18 protein-coding genes and 3 tRNA genes are annotated in these 20284 nt (G+C 72.8%); 12 read left to right on the forward strand and 9 right to left on the reverse strand.

The annotated features are described in order from the left end of the window. The first annotated feature begins 63 nt into the window (after positions 1–63). The 3 genes from FKN01_RS03025 to FKN01_RS03035 all read left to right on the forward strand — a co-directional run bounded on the left by FKN01_RS03025 (position 64) and on the right by FKN01_RS03035 (position 1290). Positions 64–405 carry a hypothetical protein gene (locus FKN01_RS03025; RefSeq protein ID WP_143616119.1) on the forward strand — a complete coding sequence of 114 codons (342 nt, stop codon included), beginning with the start codon at positions 64–66 and terminating at the stop codon, positions 403–405. Between the two features lie 125 nt (positions 406–530). Continuing rightward, the gene (locus FKN01_RS03030) at positions 531–1226 is read left to right on the forward strand and encodes a bifunctional DNA primase/polymerase (RefSeq protein ID WP_143616120.1); all 696 of its coding nucleotides are present in this window, start codon (positions 531–533) and stop codon (positions 1224–1226) included. Continuing rightward, positions 1217–1290 (forward strand) — tRNA-Lys (locus FKN01_RS03035). The genes FKN01_RS03030 and FKN01_RS03035 overlap by 10 nt, the downstream gene beginning before the upstream one ends. 64 nt (positions 1291–1354) lie before the next feature. Here the strand turns inward: FKN01_RS03035 and FKN01_RS03040 are convergent. Continuing rightward, positions 1355–2569, reverse strand: a complete 1215-nt coding sequence (locus FKN01_RS03040; RefSeq protein WP_143616121.1) for a M6 family metalloprotease domain-containing protein — start codon at positions 2567–2569, stop codon at positions 1355–1357. Between the two features lie 418 nt (positions 2570–2987). Here FKN01_RS03040 and FKN01_RS03045 point away from each other — a divergent pair, with 418 nt between their 5' ends. Continuing rightward, positions 2988–4835 (forward strand): putative bifunctional diguanylate cyclase/phosphodiesterase, encoded by a 1848-nt coding sequence (locus FKN01_RS03045; RefSeq protein WP_398930811.1) that lies wholly within the window; start codon positions 2988–2990, stop codon positions 4833–4835. 7 nt (positions 4836–4842) lie between these two features. On the opposite strand, the gene FKN01_RS03050 is transcribed toward FKN01_RS03045, so the two are convergent. Next, the gene (locus FKN01_RS03050; RefSeq protein ID WP_143616122.1) at positions 4843–5955 is read right to left on the reverse strand and encodes an LLM class flavin-dependent oxidoreductase; all 1113 of its coding nucleotides are present in this window, start codon (positions 5953–5955) and stop codon (positions 4843–4845) included. Positions 5956–6249: 294 nt separating this feature from the next. Beyond that, a complete protein-coding gene (locus FKN01_RS03055) occupies positions 6250–7032 on the reverse strand; it encodes an aspartate/glutamate racemase family protein (RefSeq protein WP_143616123.1) in 783 nt (260 codons plus the stop codon). A 340-nt stretch (positions 7033–7372) separates the two neighbouring features. On the opposite strand from FKN01_RS03055, the gene ehuB reads away from it, so the two are divergent. The 7 genes from ehuB to FKN01_RS03090 all read left to right on the forward strand — a co-directional run bounded on the left by ehuB (position 7373) and on the right by FKN01_RS03090 (position 13269). Beyond that, positions 7373–8275 carry an ectoine/hydroxyectoine ABC transporter substrate-binding protein EhuB gene (gene ehuB, locus FKN01_RS03060; RefSeq protein ID WP_143616124.1) on the forward strand — a complete coding sequence of 301 codons (903 nt, stop codon included), beginning with the start codon at positions 7373–7375 and terminating at the stop codon, positions 8273–8275. A 19-nt stretch (positions 8276–8294) separates the two neighbouring features. Then, positions 8295–9029, forward strand: coding sequence for an ectoine/hydroxyectoine ABC transporter permease subunit EhuC (ehuC, locus tag FKN01_RS03065; RefSeq protein ID WP_143616125.1), 735 nt, complete (start codon positions 8295–8297; stop codon positions 9027–9029). Beyond that, a complete protein-coding gene (ehuD, locus tag FKN01_RS03070; protein WP_143616126.1) occupies positions 9026–9670 on the forward strand; it encodes an ectoine/hydroxyectoine ABC transporter permease subunit EhuD in 645 nt (214 codons plus the stop codon). Before ehuC ends, ehuD begins: the two co-directional genes overlap by 4 nt. Further along, the gene (gene ehuA / locus FKN01_RS03075) at positions 9660–10511 is read left to right on the forward strand and encodes an ectoine/hydroxyectoine ABC transporter ATP-binding protein EhuA (RefSeq protein ID WP_143616127.1); all 852 of its coding nucleotides are present in this window, start codon (positions 9660–9662) and stop codon (positions 10509–10511) included. The genes ehuD and ehuA overlap by 11 nt, the downstream gene beginning before the upstream one ends. A gap of 184 nt (positions 10512–10695) precedes the next feature. Next, complete coding sequence (locus FKN01_RS03080) at positions 10696–11454, forward strand: IclR family transcriptional regulator (protein ID WP_143616128.1); 759 nt, start codon at positions 10696–10698, stop codon at positions 11452–11454. A 65-nt stretch (positions 11455–11519) separates the two neighbouring features. Beyond that, a tRNA-Lys gene (locus FKN01_RS03085) sits at positions 11520–11593 on the forward strand. Between the two features lie 131 nt (positions 11594–11724). Continuing rightward, positions 11725–13269, forward strand: coding sequence for an MFS transporter (locus FKN01_RS03090; protein ID WP_143616129.1), 1545 nt, complete (start codon positions 11725–11727; stop codon positions 13267–13269). A 127-nt stretch (positions 13270–13396) separates the two neighbouring features. On the opposite strand, the gene FKN01_RS03095 is transcribed toward FKN01_RS03090, so the two are convergent. From FKN01_RS03095 to FKN01_RS03105, 3 genes are all read right to left on the reverse strand, one after another. Further along, positions 13397–13987 carry a lytic polysaccharide monooxygenase gene (locus tag FKN01_RS03095; RefSeq protein ID WP_143616130.1) on the reverse strand — a complete coding sequence of 197 codons (591 nt, stop codon included), beginning with the start codon at positions 13985–13987 and terminating at the stop codon, positions 13397–13399. A 162-nt stretch (positions 13988–14149) separates the two neighbouring features. After that, entirely contained in the window at positions 14150–16165 is a 2016-nt protein-coding gene (locus FKN01_RS03100) for an SPFH domain-containing protein (RefSeq protein ID WP_143616131.1), read from the reverse strand. Between the two features lie 33 nt (positions 16166–16198). Then, positions 16199–17509: a peptidoglycan-binding protein gene (locus FKN01_RS03105; RefSeq protein ID WP_143616132.1), complete on the reverse strand. Its 1311-nt coding sequence runs from the start codon at positions 17507–17509 to the stop codon at positions 16199–16201. A 207-nt stretch (positions 17510–17716) separates the two neighbouring features. Here FKN01_RS03105 and FKN01_RS03110 point away from each other — a divergent pair. Continuing rightward, positions 17717–17790, forward strand: a tRNA-Lys gene (locus FKN01_RS03110). A gap of 297 nt (positions 17791–18087) precedes the next feature. Here the strand turns inward: FKN01_RS03110 and FKN01_RS03115 are convergent. The 3 genes from FKN01_RS03115 to FKN01_RS03125 form a co-directional block, all read right to left on the reverse strand. Next, positions 18088–18768, reverse strand: coding sequence for a class F sortase (locus FKN01_RS03115; protein ID WP_143616133.1), 681 nt, complete (start codon positions 18766–18768; stop codon positions 18088–18090). A gap of 1 nt (position 18769) precedes the next feature. Then, on the reverse strand, positions 18770–19324 hold the full coding sequence (locus tag FKN01_RS03120; protein ID WP_143616134.1) for a hypothetical protein: 555 nt from the start codon (positions 19322–19324) through the stop codon (positions 18770–18772). Positions 19325–19437: 113 nt separating this feature from the next. Next, complete coding sequence (locus FKN01_RS03125) at positions 19438–20226, reverse strand: HAD-IIA family hydrolase (protein WP_143616135.1); 789 nt, start codon at positions 20224–20226, stop codon at positions 19438–19440. Between the last annotated feature and the right edge of the window lie 58 nt (positions 20227–20284).

A 20284-nucleotide genomic window follows, 5' to 3' on the forward strand; every position in this document is an offset into this window, starting at 1 on the left:
TGCACCCTTGCGGCGGACTGGACAATTGAGGGTGGCCGTCGGGCCGCCCGAGGAGGAAGACACATGCCACAACCCGAGCAGGGCGAGCAGCGGCGGCTGCGCCCCGCACCGCTGCTCTTCGAGCCGGCCTCGGCCGTCGCGGACCCGGAGCACTTCTTCGACCTGGAGTCGATGGACGATCCGAAGGAGCTGCTGGGCCGGGCGACGGAGCTGGCCCTGGCCTTCCGCGCCGCGACCGACCGCGCGGTGGAGTTCCAGGCGGTGGCGGCGGCCCAGCTGGCCGATCCGCGCCGCTTCGACCGGCTCACGACGGCGGACATCGCGCGGCGTGCGGAGTGGACCGAGGACTACGCGAAGAAGATGGTCGAGTTCGGCCGCACCCTGCTGGACGCCCCGCAGCCGTAGGTACGGGCCCCCGGTTACCACCACCGGCATATGCCCGGGCGAACCATACTCCTCGCGCGGTTCCCCTGTCCCGATTTCCGACAACTCTCGGAATCCGGTTGATCACTCCGGGTAGACCTGTGCACATGACCGCATGGCTGCCTGACGAAACGACCCTGCACCACGGCGACGGGCCGTGTCTCCGCACCGGCCACGAGGCCGACCTCTTCTCGGCCCTGCGCGAGCCCGCGCGGAATCAGACGGCCCAGGTCACGGCGGCCGGCGCCGCGTGGCTGGCCGGGGCGACGGCGTACCCGCGCAGCGCCCTGGCTCAGTGGGAGTCGCGACCGACGGCGCCCGGGGTCCTGCCGTGCGGCACCGCGTTCGACGTGGTGAACGTTCCCACGCTGTTCGGGCGCCGGATGCTGGAGCATCTGTGGGCGGACGGCCCGGGCTCGGGTCCGGTCGCCTCGCACCGGGGCCGGATGCTGCTCTTCGCCTCCCCGGGCACGGCCCAGCGGCTGCCGTCGCTGCTGGACTGGGAGGAGTGGGGCAAGGGCGCGCGGGGCCGGAACGGCGGCGGTACGAAGGTGCCCCCGCTGCTCTGCCACGGCACCGGGGACGCGGTGACGGTCCCGCCCCTGACCTGCGACGAGGCGTATGCGGGGCCCCGCTGGCTGGTGGCCCCGGACACCCGGGCCCCCTGGCTGCCGGGGCCGGACGTGCTGCTGTGGGCGTGCGTCCGGGTGGCCCGGTCGGCGCCCGCTCCGGCGCCCCGGATTTCGATTTTTCCTCTCACCGATCCGAGTGCTAAGGTCTACGACGTCAGCAGGCGCCGCTAGCTCAGTTGGTTAGAGCAGCTGACTCTTAATCAGCGGGTCCGGGGTTCGAGTCCCTGGCGGCGCACAGACGGAAGAAGCCCCTCGCGGAAGCGGGGGGCTTCTTCGTTGTCCGGTGCCGGCCCGGCCGGTCAGGCCCCCGTGGTGATGCGGACCGTGTAGGCGCCCGAGGGCGTCCGGTCGGCGACCTCGACCGTGGCGTGCGCGCCGGGGACGGAGTACGTCTCGCCGACGCGCAGCGGCGCGTCCGCGAGCGGCGGGTAGACCGAGCGCTCCCAGCAGGCGTCGCTCTCCGGATGCGTGTCGAGCACCTCGACCGGGCCGCCGCCGGACGGGGTCTCGTTGCGCACCCGGTAGAGCAGGACGCCTTCGGCGCAGGTCGAGAGGTCGTTGCCGGTGGAGCCGCGCGCCTCGACGGCCACCGCGCTGCCCTCGCCGGTCCTGATCACGGCGAGCCGGGTGCCGAGCGAGGCGCCGGGCACGGGGACCTCGGCCATCGGTTCGAGGGTGACGACGCGGTCGCTCTGGACGCAGACCACCTGCCGGTCGTCCAGCCAGCCCAGCTTCCACTTGTGCCAGCCGAAGAGGTCCGGCGCCAGGCCGAACTGGCTGCCCATGACGTCCCAGTCGCCGACGTGGGTGTCCCAGTCGCCCTTGCCGTCGGTGGGCCGGTGGTAGAGGTCGGGCAGGTCGAAGACGTGTCCGGTCTCGTGGGCGAGGACGTTGTGGTCGGGCGGGTGCTGCTCGAAGACGGTGACGACGCGCCTGATGTCCGTACCGTCGGCGTGCAGCGGCCGGTCGAAGTTGACGACCTTGGTGGCGTCCGAGTCGACGCCGGGGGCGTCCGGGTCCGCGACCAGGTAGACGATGTCGTAGCGCGAGAAGTCGATGTGCCGGTCGGCCACGCGGACCGCGTCGCGCAGATAGGCGCTGCGCCGGTCGCTGGCCCAGTCGCGCTGTATGCCGTACCAGGTCGAGGGCTTCGGCATCCGGATCCACTCCCGCCGCGGGTGCGGGCGCAGGGTGAACTTCCCGTACGAGGCGCGCCGGAAGAACTGTGTGGTGGCCGGGAAGTAGTCCGAGGTGAGTTCGGCGGGGGTGGTGGCCGGCTCGGCGTCCGGGAAGGAGAGGAAGACCATCACCGCGTCCAGGGTGTGGTCGGGGCGCGGATAGGCGCCGTTCCAGCGGTCGACGCCGAGGGAGTGGTGCGCGGGGGTGCGGGGCAGCGCGCAGGGCGCGGCATCCCCGGTGGCGGCGGCAGCGGGCCCGGCGACGAGGGAGGTGGCGGCGAGCGCCAGCAGCGAGACCAGCCCGGCGGCCAGCCCGCGCGGACTGGGCCTCTCCACCCCTGAGGGCCCGGGCTGACGCGGCACATCTACCTCCGGTGCGGGGAGCGGAAACCAGAAAGCCTCCCGTCCACCTTGTGCGGTTATGGCCGTTTCGTCACGTTGGACTCCCCCAGTCGTGTCGGTCGCTGCCGCACCCACGCCCTTCACAGAAAGTCACAATCGATCACCCGTACAGCGCGAGTGAACAGAGGTGCGCAGAAACAATCAGTCAGGGACAAACCGGATCGGCGTTCGCGTGGGCCGTGCGAGTCGCGAGCGGGGCGGCCGAGGGCCGGGGCGCTGGATCGGCGCCGGGCGCGCCCTCTATGCTTCACCTCGCTTTCCTGCGCGATTTCCGCCTCCGACGACGGCACTCCGCGCGGCGGGCCAGTCCGGTCAGAGGTGTCCGGGACAGAACTGCAGGGCGGAGCGAACGGTGAGCGCAACCTCCGAAGGGCCGGGGCCCGAGGCGCCCTCCGCACAGCGACCCGACATCACGCGGAGTGACGAAGCGTGGCCGCCCGACGGGTCCGCCACCGAGGAGCACGACTACCGGGCCGCGTTCCGCGCCGCGACCCTGCCGATGGCCGTGGTCGACCACGAGGGCCTGATCGTCACCGCCAACGAAGCGCTCGGCTCACTGGCGGGCACGGCTGCGGCGGCGCTCACCGCGCGCTCGGCGGCCGACCTGGTCGACCTCGCGGCGGACGCGCGCGCCTGGCACGCGTACCGCGAGGTGCTGCACGGCCGGCGCTCCCGCTTCCGCTGCACCCGCCGCCTCAAACATCCCGACGGGCGCTCGCTGTGGGCCGAGATCACCGTCGTACCGCTGTCCGACGCCCGGCGGGCGCTCCCCGGCGGCGCGCCCGGTCAGGTGCTGCTCTCCGTCGCGGACGTCAGCGACCGGCGCGAGCTCCAGCAGCGGCTGCGCCACCTCCAGATGCACGACCCGGTGACCCGGCTGCCCAACCGGGCGCTGTTCTTCGAGCGGCTGTCGGCGGCCCTGCGCACCCCGCCCCGCGAGAGCGGCGCCGGCTCCCGCGTCGGGCTCTGCTACCTGGACCTGGACGGCTTCAAGGCGGTCAACGACACCCTCGGGCACCGGATCGGCGACCGGCTGCTGGCGGCCGTCGCGGCCCGGCTCACGGACTGCGCCGAGCAGCAGGGGGCGTATCCGGCCGGCGCCCCGCTGGTGGCCCGGCTCGGCGGCGACGAGTTCGCGGTCCTGGTCGAGGAGTCCACCGGCACCGAGCAGCTGACCGGCCTGGCGCGCACGGTGCTGGGCGCCCTCCAGCAGCCGTTCGACCTGGGCGGGCAGCGGCTCTCCGTGTCGGCGTCGATCGGGGTGGTGGAGCGGCCCGTCGCGGGCACGTCCGCCACCGGCCTGATGCAGGCCGCCGACACCACGCTGTACTGGGCGAAGGCGGACGGCAAGGCCCGCTGGACCCTGTTCGACCCGGAGCGCAACGCCCACCGGATGACCCGGCAGGCGCTGTCGTCCACGCTCCGCCCGGCCGTGGAGCGCGGCGAGTTCACCATCGAGTACCAGCCGCTGGTCGCCCTGGCGGACGGGGCCGTACGCGGGGTCGAGGCGCTGGTGCGCTGGAACCACCCGCAGTTCGGCATGCTCTCGCCGAATCGGTTCGTCGCGATCGCCGAGGAGGACGGCTCGATCGTGCAGCTCGGCCGCTGGGTGCTGCGCTCCGCCTGCCGGCAGGCCCGGCGCTGGCAGCTGGACCATCCGGCGCGACCGCCGCTGTTCATCAGCGTCAACGTCGCGGTGCGCCAGGTCTGGGACTCGGACCTGGTCAGCGATGTCGCGGAGATCCTGGCGGAGACCGGGCTCGACCCGGCGCTGCTCCAGCTGGAGCTGACCGAGTCCGCGGTGATGGGCTCGGCGGGCCGCCCGCTGCGGGCCCTGCGGGCGCTCAGCGACATGGGCGTGCGCATCGCCATCGACGACTTCGGCACCGGCTACTCGAACCTCGCCTACCTCAGCCGCCTCCCGGTGTCCGTGCTCAAGCTGGACGGCGCGTTCGTGCGCGGTTTCCGTTACGAGGACGGCACGCACCCCAGCCCCGCCGACGAGACGATCGTCGAGGCCATGGTGGAACTCGCGCACCGGCTGGGCCTGAGCGTCACCGCGGAGTGCGTGGAGACCGCCGGCCAGGCCGAGCGGCTGCGCCGGATCGGCTGCGACACCGGACAGGGCTGGCTCTACTCGCGGGCGGTGGCCCCGGAGCGCATCGCCGAACTGATCGGAACCCGCGCCCCGGGGGCGTGACGCACCCTTACGCCTCCGGCATCCCGTAGGCGTCCGCGATCAGGCCGTAGCTGCGCAGCCGGGCCTCGCCGCCGTGGGCGTTGGCGGTGATCATCAGCTCGTCGGCGCCGGTGCGCTTGGCCAGGTCGTCGAGGCCGGAGCGGACCTCGTCGGCGGTGCCGTGCACGATGTTGACCAGCCAGCTGTCCACGAACTCCCGCTCCATCGGCGAGAAGGCGTACGCCTCCGCCTCCTCGGGCGTCGGTACGAGACCGGGCCGCCCGGACCGCAGCCGGAGCATCGAGAGCGCACCGCTCAGCACCTCGCGCCGCGCCTCGCGCTCGTCGTCGGCGGCCAGCGCGGCGACGCCGATCAGGGCGTACGGGGCGTCGAGCACCGTGGAGGGCTTGAAGGAGTCCCGGTACAGCTCCAGGGCCGGCACGGTGTTCTGGGCCGAGAAGTGGTGCGCGAAGGCGAACGGCAGCCCGAGCACCCCGGCGAGCCGGGCGCTGAAGCCGGAGGAGCCGAGCAGCCAGATGGGCGGGCGCGCCGGGGACTGGACGCCGCCCTCGGCGGTGGCCTGGACGGGTCCGGGGACCGCGTGGATGCGGGCGTAGGGGTGTCCGTCGGGGAAGTCGTCGTCCAGGAACCGGGTCAGCTCCATGAGCTGCTGCGGGAAGTCGTCCGCCCCTTCGTTGAGCCGGTCCGTCCGGCGCAGGGCGGCCGCCGTGGCCCCGTCCGTGCCGGGGGCGCGGCCCAGGCCGAGGTCGATGCGGCCGGGGGCCATCGCCTCCAGGGTGCCGAACTGCTCGGCGATGACGAGCGGGGCGTGGTTGGGCAGCATGACGCCGCCCGAGCCGAGCCGGATGCGCTCGGTGCGGGCGGCGGTGTGGGCCAGGATCACGGCCGGGGACGAGGAGGCGACGCCGGGCATCGAGTGGTGCTCGGCGACCCAGTAGCGGTGGAAGCCCCGGCGCTCGGCGAGCTGGGCGATCTCCACGCCGGTGCGCAGGGCCTGGCTCGCCGTGCGGCCCTGGCCGACGGTCACCAGGTCCAGCACGGACAGCGGCACGGGGGCGGTGCCCCGGGCCGTGCCGCGGATCTCGTCGCCCTGGATCTCGTCGCCTCGAATCTCGTCCACGTTCTGGCCTCTCCGGTGGTGCGCTTCAGTGCCTCGTCCGTCCGGAGAGCACGAACAGGAGGAGGGCTCCGTTTATTCCCCGGGCACGTCGTCCCCGGCGCGCCCCCGGGCGCTGTGGCCCCGGGCGCGTTGCTCCCGGGCGCTGTGGCCCCGGGCGCGTTGCTCCCGGGCGCTGTGGCCCCGGGCGCGCCGTTCACGGGTGCGTTGTACCCGAGCGCGCCGTTCCCGGGCACGTCGTTCCCGGGCACGTCGTCCCCGGGCGCTGTGGCCCCGGGCGCGCCCCTGGCGCCTCCGCTAGCGGCTCTTCCTCCCGTGCGCGTACGCCCTCCCGCTCCCCCGGATCACCGGGGCCGGCGGCTGCTCGCGGTGGGCGAAGAGCGCGCCGAGCCTCGGGGCCCAGGCGGGGCGGTCGGCCAGTCGCAGGGCCTCGCGGGCCGCGACCTGGTTCGCGGTGAGGACGGGCTTGCCGAGCGCCTCCTCCAGCTCGGGGAGGTGGGAGACGGTGTGCAGGGCCGTGTCGGGGATCAGGACGGCCTCCGCGTCGGGGCGGTCGGCGGCCCTGGCCAGGTCGAGCACCTGCTCCGCGCCCCAGGAGGCGGCCTCGGCGGCTTCGGTGACGCCCGCCGCGTGGGTGCCGGTCACCTCCGTGCCGGTCTCCCGGAGGAACGCGGCGAACCGCTCGGCGACCGCCTCGGGGTAGGTCGCGGCGACCGCGACGCGCTCGGCGCCCAGCTTCCGTACCGCGTGGACGAAGCCGATCGAGGTGCTGGACGCGGGCACGCCCGCCGCCCGGGCGAGGGCCGCGGCCTGGTCGTGGGCGCCCTGCCACCCGTACGGGAAGCTGCCGCCGTCGCAGGCCCAGACGATGGACTGGACCCCGGAGCGTTGCAGCTCCTCGATGCCCGCGGCGAGCCGGCCGGGGGAGCCCAGGGCGCTCAGGACCTCCTCGCGGTAGGCGGCGTCCGGGCTCTCGGTGTGGTGGACGACGAGTCTGATGGTGCTGTCGAGGAGGATCTCCATGCGCGGGTAGTCGTCCTCGGCGAAGTGGCCCGGGTAGAGGAATCCGACGGTCGTCATGTCCACCCTTTCTCTGCGCCTGTGTCCGTGCCGCGCTGGGCCGCGGCGGCACTGACCGGTTTCCCCGCTCCTGTTCCAGTATTCCGCCATCCGCCCCGGTTATCGCCCCGGGCGCCTGACGCGTGCATGAACGGCGGCCGGGCGGGCACCCGTCGCGGTACGGAGCCGGGTTATGGGACATCCCCGCGCAATCTCCGTCTTCCGGCCTGCGCGCGGACACGGGAAGGTCACCCTCCGGCCACCGTTCGATTACATGCGCTTTCTTCCTGCATAGAAGCCCCGGATCGGGCAGGCGCCAAGCCTGTCCGGACTGTTCGACCCCTTCAGGAGATTGCGAACCATGGCTGACTTCCCGAACCTGTCCCGCCGGGGATTTCTCAACCGATCGGCAGCGGTGGGCGGTCTGCTCGTCGTCCCGGGCCTCCTCACCGCGTGCAGCAAGACCGGTGAGGGCTCCGCCGACGGCGAAGGCGCGCTGGAAAAGCTCCGCAAGCAGGGTTTCGTACGGGTCGCCTACGCCGACGAGGCGCCGTACGGGTACATGGAGGGCAAGGAACTCAAGGGCGAAGCGCCCACGTTGCACCGCGAGATCTTCAAGGCGCTCGGGGTCGACGAGCTGAAGCCCACCCTCTCCGAGTGGGACAGCCTGATCCCCGGCCTCCAGGCCGGCAAGTACGACGTGGTCAGCGCCGGCATGGCGATCACCCCGGAGCGCTGCGCCAACGCCCTCTTCTCGGAGCCGGAGTTCATCTCGCCGACCGCGATGATGGTGAAGAAGGGCAACCCGAAGAAGGTCACCGACCTGGCCTCCGCGAAGGAGGCCGGGATCACCGTCGGCGTGATGGCGGGCGCGGTGGAGGGTTCGTACGCCAAGGGCGCCGGCATCCCCGAGGACCGGATCAAGACGCTCCAGAAGCCGCAGGACGGCGCGGACGCGGTCAAGGGCGGCCGGGTCGACGCCTTCCTGCTCACCGGGATCTCGCTGCGCTGGCTCGCCAAGACGAACGAGGGCACCGAGGTCACCGAGGCGTTCCTGCCCGAGCTGGACGGCGTGAAGCAGTACAGCCCCGGCGGCGCGGTCTTCCGCAAGGGCAACGAGGAGCTGCGCGACGCGTTCAACCGCGAGCTGAAGAAGATCGTCGCCGACAAGTCCCGCTATGTGGAGCTGCTGCGCGACTACGGCTTCGGCGCGACCGAACTGCCGCCGGCCTCCTTGAAGACGGCCGATCTGTGCAAGGGCTGACGGGGACGGTACCCACCGCATGAATGATTTCTTCTCGGCCTTCGCCGACGATCTGCCGCAGCTGCGGTCCGGCCTGTGGGTGACCCTGGAGGCCACGGTGCTCGGCGCCCTGGCGGCGCTGCTCCTGTCGTTCGTCCTCGGCCTGATGTCGCTCAGCCGGCTCATGCTGTCGCGCGGGGTCTCCCGCGTGGTGGTGGAGTTCTTCCGCGGCACCTCGCTGTACGTCCAGCTGTTCTGGCTGTACTACGCGATGCCGCAGCTGACCGGGTACGAACTGACGCCGGTCGTCTGCGGGGTGCTCGCGTTCGGCCTCAACTACGGCGCGTACGGCGCCGAAGTGGTGCGCGGCGCGATCAACTCCGTACCGCGCGGTCAGTACGAGGCGGCCCTCGCGCTGAACATGTCGCCGGTGCACCGGATGCGCAAGGTGATCCTGCCGCAGGCGTGGGTGCAGATGATCCCGTCGTTCACCAACCTGCTGATCCAGCTGCTGAAGGCGACCCCGCTGCTGTGGCTGATCTCGGCGGCGGACCTGATGACCGCCATCGAGAAGCTGCGCAGCCGTACGGGTGAGACCCTCGCCGCCTACGCGACGCTGCTGGTCTGCTACTTCGTCCTGGCCTACGCGCTGACCCTGTTCATGAACCTGCTGGAGCGGTCCGCCAAGCGGCGGCTCGGGCTCGCGGCGGGCGGGAAGAGCCTGCTGAGGTCCCGTAGCGCCGTGTCCGCGGCCCAGGCCGGAGGTGCCGGGTGAACCACGAATTCGACTGGGGCGCCGTCGGTGACGCGTTCCCCCTGCTGCTGGACGGGTTCTGGACGACCCTGCTGGCCACGGTGTTCGGCACCCTGGTCGCCGCGGTCCTCGGGCTGGCCATCGCGGTCGCCGGGCGGGCCCCGAGCCGGCTGGTGACCGTTCCGGTGAAGGCGGTGATGGAGTTCGTCCGCTCCACCCCGCTGCTCGTGCAACTCGTCGGCGCGGCGGCCCTGTTCACCTCGGTGGAGCCGCTGACGATCGGCATCGCCGTGCTGGGCGTCCACTACGCCGCGTACACCTCCGAGGTGTACCGCGCCGGGATCGACGCCGTGCCGAAGGGGCAGTGGGAGGCGTGCCGGGCGCTGTCGCTGCCCGCCCGCCGGACCTGGCAGGCCGTGATCCTGCCGCAGGCCGTGCGCAACGTGGTGCCCGCGCTGGGCAACTACGCGGTCTCGATGTTCAAGGAGACCCCCTTCCTCGCCGTGATCACCGTGCACGAGATGGTCTTCGAGGCACGCGCCTACGGTTCACAGCACTTCGTCTACACCGAGGTGTTCACGCTCGCCGGCCTGGTCTTCCTGGTCGCGAGCTATCCCACGTCCCTCCTGATGAGGAAGCTGGAGAAGCGCCTTGGCCACTGAGCCCCTCCCCCTGCAGAAGAACGCGGCCCCGGCCCCCCAGGACGTCGTGCCCGTCGCCGTGTCCAAGGACGAAGGGCACCCGCTCGTCCGCTTCGACAAGGTCGTCAAGCGCTACGGGGACCACACGGTCCTGGACGAACTGGACTTCACGGTCGAGCGCGGCGAGCACGTCACCCTGATCGGGCCCAGCGGCTCGGGCAAGACGACGATCCTGCGCCTCCTGATGACGCTGGAGCGGGTCAGCGACGGCGTGATCTGGGTCAACGGCGAGCCGCTCACGCACGTCCGGGCGCCGGACGGCTCGCTGAAGCCGGCGTCCGAGAAGCACCTGCGCGCGGCCCGCCGGAAGATCGGCATGGTCTTCCAGCAGTTCAACCTCTTCCCCAACATGAAGGTGCTCCAGAACATCACCGAGGCGCCGGTCAACGTCCTCGGCATGGACCGGGGCCAGGCGGAGACCCGGGCCCGGGAGCTGCTGGACCTCGTCGGGCTCTCCGGCAAGGTCGACGCGCACCCCTCGCAGCTGTCCGGCGGGCAGCAGCAGCGGGTCGCGATCGCCCGGGCGCTGGCGATGGAGCCGGAGATCCTGCTCCTCGACGAGGTGACCTCCGCGCTCGACCCGGAGCTGGTGGCGGGGGTGCTGGAGCTGCTGACGGACATCGCCAGGAACACCGACATCACGATGGTCTGCGTGACCCACGAGATGAGCTTCGCCCGGGACGTCTCGGAGAAGGTGCTGATGTTCGACGCCGGACGGGTCGTGGAGTCCGGTTCGCCGGACAAAATCTTCTCCGACCCCTCGCACGAACGCACGCGCGAATTCCTCAACGCGGTGCTGTGACCTCGGTATCCGTCGCCCGCGCATGACCCTGGCACATGCCGGACGGGTGCGCCCCTGCTGACAGGCCCGGGGCGCACCCACGAGTCCGCCGCACACCGCCCTGAACAGGCCCTCGGCGGCTATCGTGGTGGCGAGGCCGAAGGCCCGCCGACCGGCCTCCGGTCCCGACTGGCAGGGGGAATCCGTGGTGTTGAAGCCCGAACCGACCGCGCCGTTCCACTCGGTGCAGTACGCCCTTCGCGTTCTCGAAACGGTCTCCAAGCACGGCAGTGGCGTCACCGAGACCCAGCTCTCCCGGGAGACGGGGCTGCCCGCCGGGCACCTCACCTCCCTGCTGCTGACCCTGCGCCGCGAGGGTTACGTGGAGCAGATCACCGACGGCGCCTACGTGACCGGCGCCTCGCTGCTGCTCCTCGGCTCGGGCGCGGCCCGCCGCCAGGCCCTGGAGACCAAGCTCCAGCAGACCCTGGCCCAGCTCCGCGACTCGGTGGGCGCGGCGGTCTACATCAGCCGGTACGTCGACGGGGAGATCCGCGTCACGCAGTACGCCGACAGCCCGCTCACCCCCGCGGTCAACGAGTGGGTGGACTTCCGGTCGGCGGCGCACGCCTCGGCGATCGGCAAGTGCCTGCTGACCCAGCTCGACCAGAACGGCCGGCGCGACCACATCGCCCGGCACAAGACGCCCCGGCTGACCTCGCGGACGATCACCAGCGAGAAGGTCCTCTTCTCCAAGCTGGACAGCCAGCCGGCCACGGTCCCGGTGCTCGACCTCCAGGAGTACGCGGTCGGCACGGTGTGCGCGGCGGTGCCGCTGACCGCCGGGTCGTCGGCGGGCTGCCTGGCGCTGTCGATGCCGGTGAAGGACGCGCACCGGCTGCGCGCGGCAGCGGACACGCTGAACCGGCGCGCGGCCCCGGTGCTGCTGTCGCTGGCCCTGTGAACCGGGCGGCGAGGCGGCTGGTCATCAGCACCCCTCCGGGCCGGGTATTATTTTCACGTCAGCAGGCGCCGCTAGCTCAGTTGGTTAGAGCAGCTGACTCTTAATCAGCGGGTCCGGGGTTCGAGTCCCTGGCGGCGCACAGACAACGCACGAGGCGGTTTCCGTATCCACGGAGACCGCCTCGTGCGTTTTGCGCTGCCCGCAGCCATGTACGGACGTTTTACACAGACGTACTAGACAGCTGTTTTAAACACCCGTACATTCCTTGCCATGACGAACCCCACGAGCACCACCGCCGCCCCCGGCGCACTCGCCGGGCGTCGGGAGTGGACCGCCTTCCTGGTCCTGCTCCTCCCCCTCCTCCTCGTCTCGATGGACGTGTCCGTCCTCTTCTTCGCGATCCCGTCCATCGACCGGGACCTCGCCCCCAGCGCCACCCAGCAGCTGTGGATCTTCGATGTGTACGCCTTCGCCCTGGCCGGCCTCCTCATCACGATGGGCTCCCTGGGCGACCGCATCGGCCGCCGGAAGCTGCTGATGATCGGGGCGCTCGCCTTCGGCGCCGCCTCGGTGTGCGCCGCCTACGCGAACAGCCCGGAGATGCTGATCGCGGCCCGGGCGGTCCTCGGGATCGGCGGGGCGACGCTGATGCCCTCCACGATCGGGCTGGTGCGCAACATGTTCCGCGACGAGACGCAGCGGGCGAAGGCGATCGGCATCTGGTCAGGTGCCATGGCCGGCGGGATCGCGCTCGGCTCGGTGCTCAGCGGGGTGATGCTGGAGCACTTCTGGTGGGGCTCGGTCTTCCTGATCAACGTGCCCGCGATGGTGCTGCTGCTGGTGCTGGTGCCGCTGATGGTGCCGGAGTTCAAGGACCCGGACCCGGGCCGCTTCGACTTCGGAAGCGTCCCTCTGTCCATGGGCACGGTCCTGCCGGTGGTCTACGGCATCAAGGAGAGCGCCGCCCACGGGCTCGACGCCGAGCGGGCCCTGATCATCGCCGCCGGGCTGGCCGTCGGCTGGGTCTTCGTCCGCCGGCAGCGCACCCGCTCCGACGCGATGATCAGCCGCGAACTGTTCCGCGGCCGGGGCTTCGGCATCGGGATCGGGCTCAACGCGCTGGCCGCCTTCGCGATGATGGGCTCGTCCTTCTTCACCACCCAGTACCTGCAGTCGGTGCTCGGCATGAGGACCATGGAGGCCGCGCTGTGGAGCCTGGCCCCGTCCCTGGCGGTGGGTGCGGCGGCGCCCGCGGCGACCCTGCTCGCCCAGCGGGTCCAGCGGGCCTACGTGGTCTGCGGCGGGTTCACCGTGGGCGCGGCGGGGTTCGGGGTCTTCACGCTGACCGGGACCGACTCGCCGGCCCTGCTGCTGATCGGGTCGGCCGTGATGAGCAGCGGCATCGTCGCGGTGATGGCGCTCGTCTCGGACATGGCGATGGCGATCAGCCCGCCGGAGAAGGCCGGATCGGCCGCCTCGCTCCTGGAGACCGGGCAGGAGTTCGGCGGGGCGCTGGGCATGGCCCTCCTGGGCGCGGTGGCCACGGCGGCCTACCGGGCGGACATGCCCGCCTCCGCCCCCGAGGCCGCCCGCAAGACCCTGCCGGGCGCGCTGACCACCGGTGACGACTCGCTGATCGCGATCGGCCGGGAGGCCTTCGTCCACAGCATGCGGTACGCCTCGGTGGCCGGGTCACTGATCCTGCTGACCGGCGCGGTGCTCGCGGCGACCCTGCTCCGCCGGGCGGCCCGGACGGTGGACACCGCCGAGGAGACCGCCGCCGGGGCGCCGGCCCCGGTTCCGGCCGAGGTCTGACCGTGGCCGACCGTGGGCCCGGCCCGTGGCGGCACGGCGAAACCCCGGGTGTCCTCGGACTCCCCGGGGTTCGCCGTGCTGCCCGCCGACAGCACGTTCACCTAGGCGGCACGGTCTCCCGCCGGCGTCAGAACTGGACGTCCGAGCACGCGTAGAAGGCGTTGGCCGTGTCCGCGATGTTCCAGACGCTCAGGATGAGGTGCTTCCCGGACTTCTGGGTGGGGATGGTGCCCTGCTGGGTCAGGGTCGCCGGGGGCTGCTTGCCGCCGTACGGCACCGTCATGAAGGGCTGCGGCTCCAGGTCGGCACGGGTGAGCGGCTTGGTGGGGTCCCAGCCGTCCTTGGTGATGTAGTACCGGAAGTCCGTCGTGGCGTGGCGGGCGGTGAACTGCCAGCGGAAGCTGAAGCCCTGTCCTGCCGTCACCTTGGTGGCGGGCCAGTTGCCGCCGCGCGGGTCGTCCAGCTGGGCGAACTCGCCGTGGCCCCCGGAACAGATCTTGCCGTCGGCCGGTCCGGCCGCCGGGAAGCCCTTCGGGCCCTCGACGCTCTGCGGCTCCCACTGGATGTTGCCGCAGCCGGTCACCGTGCCGTTGGCGCACAGCTTCTGACGGCTGATCGGGTTGTCCGTGTAGCCGTGGCTGCTGGCGCTGCTCGTCGCGAACATCGAGACGCCCGCTACCGCAAGGCCGACCAGGGCCGCGCTTGCCTTCATACGCATGTGTCGTCGCTCCTCGGATCGTGGGGGGAGGGGGATTCCATGAGCACTGCCGCGTACGCGCGTCTGCGGTCTAGACCAAGGCTCAGATTATTGCCACGCCTTGACCATGTCCAGACCAATGAGCGCCGGATTCCGGTTGCCCGGAACTTCCTCCGCGCGCCCTCAGGAGCCGTCGCCTCCGGTCCGCCCGGTGTAGAACGCCACCGTCAAGTCCTTGACCAGCGCCTTCCGTTCGTAGTCGTCCAGCTCCACGAGGCCCCGTTCGGTGAGCCGGCTGACGGTGTCGTCCACCGCGTCCACGACCGAGGTCAGCACGCTGTCCCGGTGCTGCGCGTCGATCGCCGCGATCCGGCGCCGCTGCATGGCCGCCGCCACCTCCGGCGCGTACTCGATCCCGGTGGGCTGGGCCGAGTACACCTCGACGCCGACCGGCTCGCAGTCCGCCTTCAGCATCCGGGTCAGCGCGTCGCCGACCGCCTCCGCGTCGCGCAGGGTGTGCGCGTCCTCGTGGAAGGCGTCGGCGGGCAGCTGGGACAGGACGCGGGCCATCGCGGCCTCGACCTGCTCACGCAGGTACGCCTCGTGGTCCTCGATCCCCAGCGCCGCCCGCACGGTGTCCTTGACCCGCCAGACCACCTGGACGACGACCCGCAGCGCCGTGCCGTTCGCGTCCACGGCGGGCAGCGGCTCGCTGCGCCAGTGCCTCAGCCGTACGTCGATCCGGCGGCGCAGCAGCAGCGGGCTGACCCACACCAGCCCGGTGCGCCGCACGGTGCCCCGGTACTGCCCGAAGAGGGTGAGCACCCAGGCATGGCCGACCCGGCCCCGGCCGAGGCCCCCGAGCGCGAAGAGCACGACGGCCGTCAGGAACACGAGCGCCGCCCAGGCGCCGGTGGGCAGCCCGTCGTACGGCCGGGGGCCGAGCCCGATCCGGGCGAGCACGGCGGCCGGGACCGCACCCGTCCACCACAGGACGCCGCCGGCCGCCGCGGCCCCGCCGAAGCCGGCGAGCAGCGCGGCCCAGCCGGGCAGCGCGGGTCCGGGCCGCTCGCGCAGCCGGGGGTCGGCCTCGGGGGCGGGCCGGTTCGAGGGCCGCACCTGCGGCGTCCTCGGCACGGGCGGCCGGCGCACCCCGGGCTCACCGACCGCCGGGCGCACGACGGTGGGCGGCACGGCGGCGGCACCGGCGCGCCGGTCCTCGCGGAAGAGGAGGTGCACGGGGATGGAGGCGGTGCGCTCGTTGGCGATGACGGCCTGGTGGCGACCGCTGTCCCGGACCGGATCGGGGCACGGCGCGGCGTCGGGGCCGGGGCCGGGCACACGGGCCCCGGCGAGGGCGAGGGCGGGCTCGGGCCGGGGGGCCACCGCGAGGGACACGACGTCCTCGGGCGCGGCGTCCTCGGGCACGGCATCCTTCACGAGATCCGGCGCGGGCGCGTCCCCGGGCACCGCGCCGGCCGGCACGGCGTCCTCCGGCACCGCACTGCCCGGCACGGCGTCCTCCGGCACCGCACTGCCCGGCACCGCGCCCTCCGGCACCGCACTGCCCGGCGCCGCACTGCTCGGCACCGCGTCCTCCGACACCGCACTGCCCGGCACCGCACTGCCCGGCACCGCACTACCCAGCACCGAGTCCTCCAGCACCGCACTGCCCGGCACCGCACTGCCCGGCACCGCGCGGCCCAGCACCGCGCTGCCCGGCGCCGCGTCCGCGGGCTCCTGCGTGCGGGCCTCCGCGGGCTCCTGCGTGCGGGCCTCCGCCGGCACCGACACCGAGGCCGAGGTGGCACCGAGCGAGGCCTCGCGGTCCTCCTCGCCCGACGGGAGGTCGAGCACCAGATCGACAACGGAGTCGGCACCGGCAGCGGCGTCGTCCCCGCGCTCCGCAGCGGCCGGCTCCGCCACCTGGACCACCACCTCCTCGTCCGAGGGCACCGACACCGACACCGGCCTGAAGAGGGGAGGCGGCTCGGGCGCGCGGGGCGCGGCCGGGGTCGTACCCCGCACCGGCAGCCCCTCCGCGACCGGCGTCTCGTCCGCCGCGGCCCCCGCCGCCCACGCGTCCGTGACGCTGCCCGCTCCGCCCGGGCCGACCCATTCCCGTACCGGGACCGTCCCGTACTCCGTCTCCTGGCCGTACCCCGGGTTTCCGGAGCTGTCCGACACCGTGGATCGCATTTCCGCCTCCGTCATGTCCGTCGTGCCGTCGTGTCACGCGAAGAGTCGCCGCCAGGTCTCCGGGCCCGGATAGCCGTCGGCCTCCGTCCCCCGCCAGCCCTGGGCCTTCTGGAAGGTCTCGACATTGCGCCGGTCCGCCTCGGTCCACCGGGGGCTGGGGCCCAGCCGGTAGTGCGTGCCGTGCCCCTTCTTCACCAACTGCTTTCCGAGCCGGTCGACATGGCTGTTCGACTGACCCGGCCGGAAATAGCCCCGTCCGGGGAAGACCGGCGCCGCCTTCGGGCCGCCCTGCCCGCTCGCGGCGGGGATGTCGCGGCCGGTTCCGGTCACCAGCAGCCTCCAGGTGTGGGGGCCGGGGATGCCGTCGGCCTCGGCGCCCTTCCACCCCTGGGCCTGCTGGAACGCCCGGGTGGCCCGGCGGTCGGCGTCGGTCCAGACCGGGTCGGGGCCGATCTTGTAGAAGCGCTTGCCGCCCCGGGCGACGAGCATCGCGCCGAGCCGGGTCACGTACGCGTTGTTCGCGCGCGGCCCGAACTTCGCCGCGCCGGGGAACGGCTCCGTCTCCGCCTCGCTGCCGGACTTCCCCGTGCTCAGGCCCTTGTAGCGGTAGGCGACATAGCTCGCGGAGTTGGTCCAGTACGCCATGGGCGTCGTCTGCTTGCGGGCGCGCGGCTTGGTCAGCTCGTACGCCGTGTAGTGGGTGTGCGCGGAGTCGGTCCAGCCGCCGAAGATCGTGACGTGCGAGCCGTTCCCGGGGTCGGCGGGGTTGTGGAAGAGCAGGATGTCGCCGGGCTGGAGGTCCGCGCGGGCGATCCGGGTGCCGTACGCGGCGAGGCTGCCGGTCCACTCGTTGCCCGGCAGGTTCCAGGCCATCGACACATAGCCGGAGCAGTCCTGCCGGTACCCGTCCGACCAGTACGCCGACATGCTGTACGGGACCTGCGCGTCCACCCACTTCTGCGCGCGGTCGATGATCTCGGTCCGGGTCGTCGCCCGCTGGCCCGGCGACGCCGCCTGGGCCGCCGCCGACCCCGGCGCACCGGACCCGCGCAGCGGACCCGGGAGCCCCTGCGGGCTGTCCGGAAGCGGGCCGATGCCGGCCGGCACCCCCGTACCGGGCGCGGGGGCGGGGTCGGCGGGCGCTCCGGCGGACTGCGCGGCCCCGCCGCCGAGCACCACCCCGGCGGCGGTGACCAGCACCATCGCGCGCCGCGCGCCGCGCGCGGCCGGGTGCCCCCCGTACCGCACGGGCAGTCCCCCGGCGGCGGACCGCCGCTGGGCGGCGCAGCCGGGACAGGGGCAGTCGATGGCGGGTACGTACTCCTCGAAGGCCGGCACAGTCATGCGATTCCCCTCCGCAGTCGTCAAGTTCTTCGGGCGCATCTGCTCGGGCGTCAGCGTGGCAAAGGCCATGACCTAGGTCACGACATACCGCAGTTTGACGGATAGAAGGGAAAAAACGACCATCCGACAGGCCGGGAAGGCCAGGTCCCCCCTAGGGGGTGGTCGGGAGCACCGCTCGGGATCGGGTAGAGTTTTCCAGGTCAGCAGGCGCCGCTAGCTCAGTTGGTTAGAGCAGCTGACTCTTAATCAGCGGGTCCGGGGTTCGAGTCCCTGGCGGCGCACGCACAGCCAAGGCCCCCTCGCTTCGCGCGAGGGGGCCTTGGTCGTTCTTCGACGCGCTTCCGCAACCGCTTCACCGCGTGCGGAGGGTGACCGGTTATCGACGTAACGTCAGAAGGCGGCTGGGCGGACGGGAAACCTCCCCCTACAGTGGGGTGTGCGGCGGACCCGGACGCCGGTGACCTCCCGTGTCCGTGCCGGGCCACTCCCGCGGCCCGCGCACCGCGGTCGAGGACCGGCCCGGCCGCCGCCCGGGGAACGGGCGGCGGCCGGGCCGGGGACCTGGCTTCCCGGATGGATCAGGCCGCCTTCGCCGCGCTCTTCTCCGCGGTCAGGTAGGCCGAGACGACCACGTTCGCGGTGTACGAGCGGGACTCCTCGTCGTATGTGCCGCCGCAGGTGATCAGCCGCAGCTCCGCCCGCCCGTCCTCGCGGGGCCCGTACGCCTTCCGGGCGTCGAACCTGGCGCGGGTGAGGACCTGCACGTCGTCGATGGTGAACTCGGCGACCGTGCCGTCCGCGCGGGTCACGTCGACCTTCGCGCCGGGGCGGACCGTGCTGAGCCCGTAGAAGACGGCGGGCTTGGTCTCGGTGTCGACGTGGCCGACGAACAGGGCCGGCCCCTCGGCGCCGGGCCGGGTGCCGGCGCCGTACCAGCCGACCGTCTGGGGCGTGTCGAAGGACGGCGGCTCGATGGCGCCCTCCGCGTCCAGGCCCCGGGAGACGACGGGGGCCCGGACGCCGATCGAGGGGATCTCGACGCTCTTCGGGGCGACGCCCGCGATCGGCGCGTGCGCCGGGGGCAGCGGCACGCCGAGCGGGCGCCCGACCGCGGCGACGTCGCCGGTGGTCGGGGCCGAGCCGATGCCCGATCCGTCCGTGATCCCCCGGCCCCAGAGCCACAGGCCGAGCAGGATGACGGCCCAGGTCACTCCGGTGAGCAGCCTGCCGCGCCCCGCCGCCTCCTCGGGTGCGGACATCTCAGTCGGCCGCCGGACGGCGACGGCGCACGCTGCGGAAGGCGACGGCGACGGCCGCGACGGCGGCCAGTCCGAGGCCGATCACCTCGTGGGTGGTGCCGGGGCCGTCCTGCTCGGCGGTCTCGCTCGCGAGCACGGCGGTGCCTCCGCCGCCCGCGTGGACCGGGGCGACGGGCATGGGCCGCTCGCGGTGCACGACGGTGAGGGTGGCGGTGACCCGGGTGTGCTTGTCGCAGACCGCCAGGACGTCGTAGTCGCCGGGCTCGGCGTCCGCGCGGACACGGGCCTCGGCGTAGAGCGTGCGGTCGCCACCGGACGAGAAGCGCGCCTCGGAGACGAAGGCGTCGGAGCTCCCCTTGGCCTCCTTGGCCTTGCAGCCGGTCAGCTCCAGCTCGACCTCGGTGCCCGGGGCGGCGGACGAGGGCGAGACCGACAGGGCGGCGCGGGACCGGGAGTCCTCGTGGCCGGAGCCGGATTCGGCCAGTGCCGCGGGGACCGGCACCAGGGTCGCCGCGGCCAGTGCGGCGGCACAGAACGTGAGGGGTATGGAACGCATCGTGAACCTCCTGATGGAAGGTTCACGCCTGCGGGCCGGTCCCGCATCCGCAGCGCGCGGGCGCTGGGCCGGTGGAGTGGGGCGGGCGCGAAGGGGGCCCGCCCCATCCGGTGTCAGCCCAGGTCGACCAGGTCGACCAGGTCCGCGATGGAGTCCACCACCGTGGACGGCCGGAACGGGTACTTGTCGATGTCCGCGACCGTGGTCAGCCCGGTGAGCACCAGGAACGTCTGCATGCCCGCCTCCAGTCCGGCCAGCACATCGGTGTCCATCCGGTCGCCGATCATGGCGCTGGACTCGGAGTGCGCGCCGATCGCGTTGAGGCCCGTGCGCATCATCAGCGGGTTCGGCTTGCCCGCGAAGTAGGGGGCCTTGCCGGTCGCCTTGGTGATCAGGGCGGCGACGGAACCGGTCGCGGGCAGCGGTCCCTCGGCGGAGGGGCCGGTCTCGTCCGGGTTGGTGCAGATGAACCGGGCGCCCGCGTTGATCAGCCGGATCGCCTTGGTGAGCGCCTCGAAGGAGTACGTACGGGTCTCGCCGAGCACCACGTAGTCGGGGTCGTGGTCGGTGAGCACGTACCCGATGTCGTGCAGCGCGGTGGTGAGCCCGGCCTCGCCGATGACGTACGCCGTGCCGCCGGGCCGCTGGTCGTCCAGGAACTGGGCGGTGGCGAGGGCGGAGGTCCAGATGTTGTCCACGGGCACGTCCAGGCCCATGCGCTTCAGCCGGGCGTGCAGGTCGCGGGCGGTGTAGATCGAGTTGTTGGTCAGGACCAGGAAGGGCAGTCCCGAGTCGCGCAGCCGCTTGATGAAGGCGTCGGCGCCGGGGATCGGGGTGCCCTCGTGGATGAGGACCCCGTCCATGTCGGTCAGCCAGGACGAGATCGGCTTGCGCTCTGCCATGTGGGACTCCAGTTGCCGTACGCCAGGTGCGGGGACGCCGGCGGCACCGCGTTGTGCA

The organism is Streptomyces sp. 130 (assembly GCF_007096885.1).
GTDB lineage: Bacteria > Actinomycetota > Actinomycetes > Streptomycetales > Streptomycetaceae > Streptomyces.

Excerpts from the sequence above, each read along its gene's own strand:
- FKN01_RS03095 (WP_143616130.1), bottom strand. The coding sequence starts at position 13,987 with ATGCGTATGAAGGCAAGCGCGGCCCTGGTCGGCCTTGCGGTAGCGGGC.
- FKN01_RS03090 (WP_143616129.1), top strand. The coding sequence starts at position 11,725 with ATGACGAACCCCACGAGCACCACCGCCGCCCCCGGCGCACTCGCCGGG.
- FKN01_RS03030 (WP_143616120.1), top strand. The coding sequence starts at position 531 with ATGACCGCATGGCTGCCTGACGAAACGACCCTGCACCACGGCGACGGG.
- ehuB (WP_143616124.1), top strand. The coding sequence starts at position 7,373 with ATGGCTGACTTCCCGAACCTGTCCCGCCGGGGATTTCTCAACCGATCG.
- FKN01_RS03120 (WP_143616134.1), bottom strand. The coding sequence starts at position 19,324 with ATGCGTTCCATACCCCTCACGTTCTGTGCCGCCGCACTGGCCGCGGCG.
- FKN01_RS03025 (WP_143616119.1), top strand. The coding sequence starts at position 64 with ATGCCACAACCCGAGCAGGGCGAGCAGCGGCGGCTGCGCCCCGCACCG.
- FKN01_RS03105 (WP_143616132.1), bottom strand. The coding sequence starts at position 17,509 with ATGACTGTGCCGGCCTTCGAGGAGTACGTACCCGCCATCGACTGCCCC.
- FKN01_RS03115 (WP_143616133.1), bottom strand. The coding sequence starts at position 18,768 with ATGTCCGCACCCGAGGAGGCGGCGGGGCGCGGCAGGCTGCTCACCGGA.
- FKN01_RS03100 (WP_143616131.1), bottom strand. The coding sequence starts at position 16,165 with ATGCGATCCACGGTGTCGGACAGCTCCGGAAACCCGGGGTACGGCCAG.
- FKN01_RS03125 (WP_143616135.1), bottom strand. The coding sequence starts at position 20,226 with ATGGCAGAGCGCAAGCCGATCTCGTCCTGGCTGACCGACATGGACGGG.
- ehuC (WP_143616125.1), top strand. The coding sequence starts at position 8,295 with ATGAATGATTTCTTCTCGGCCTTCGCCGACGATCTGCCGCAGCTGCGG.
- FKN01_RS03055 (WP_143616123.1), bottom strand. The coding sequence starts at position 7,032 with ATGACGACCGTCGGATTCCTCTACCCGGGCCACTTCGCCGAGGACGAC.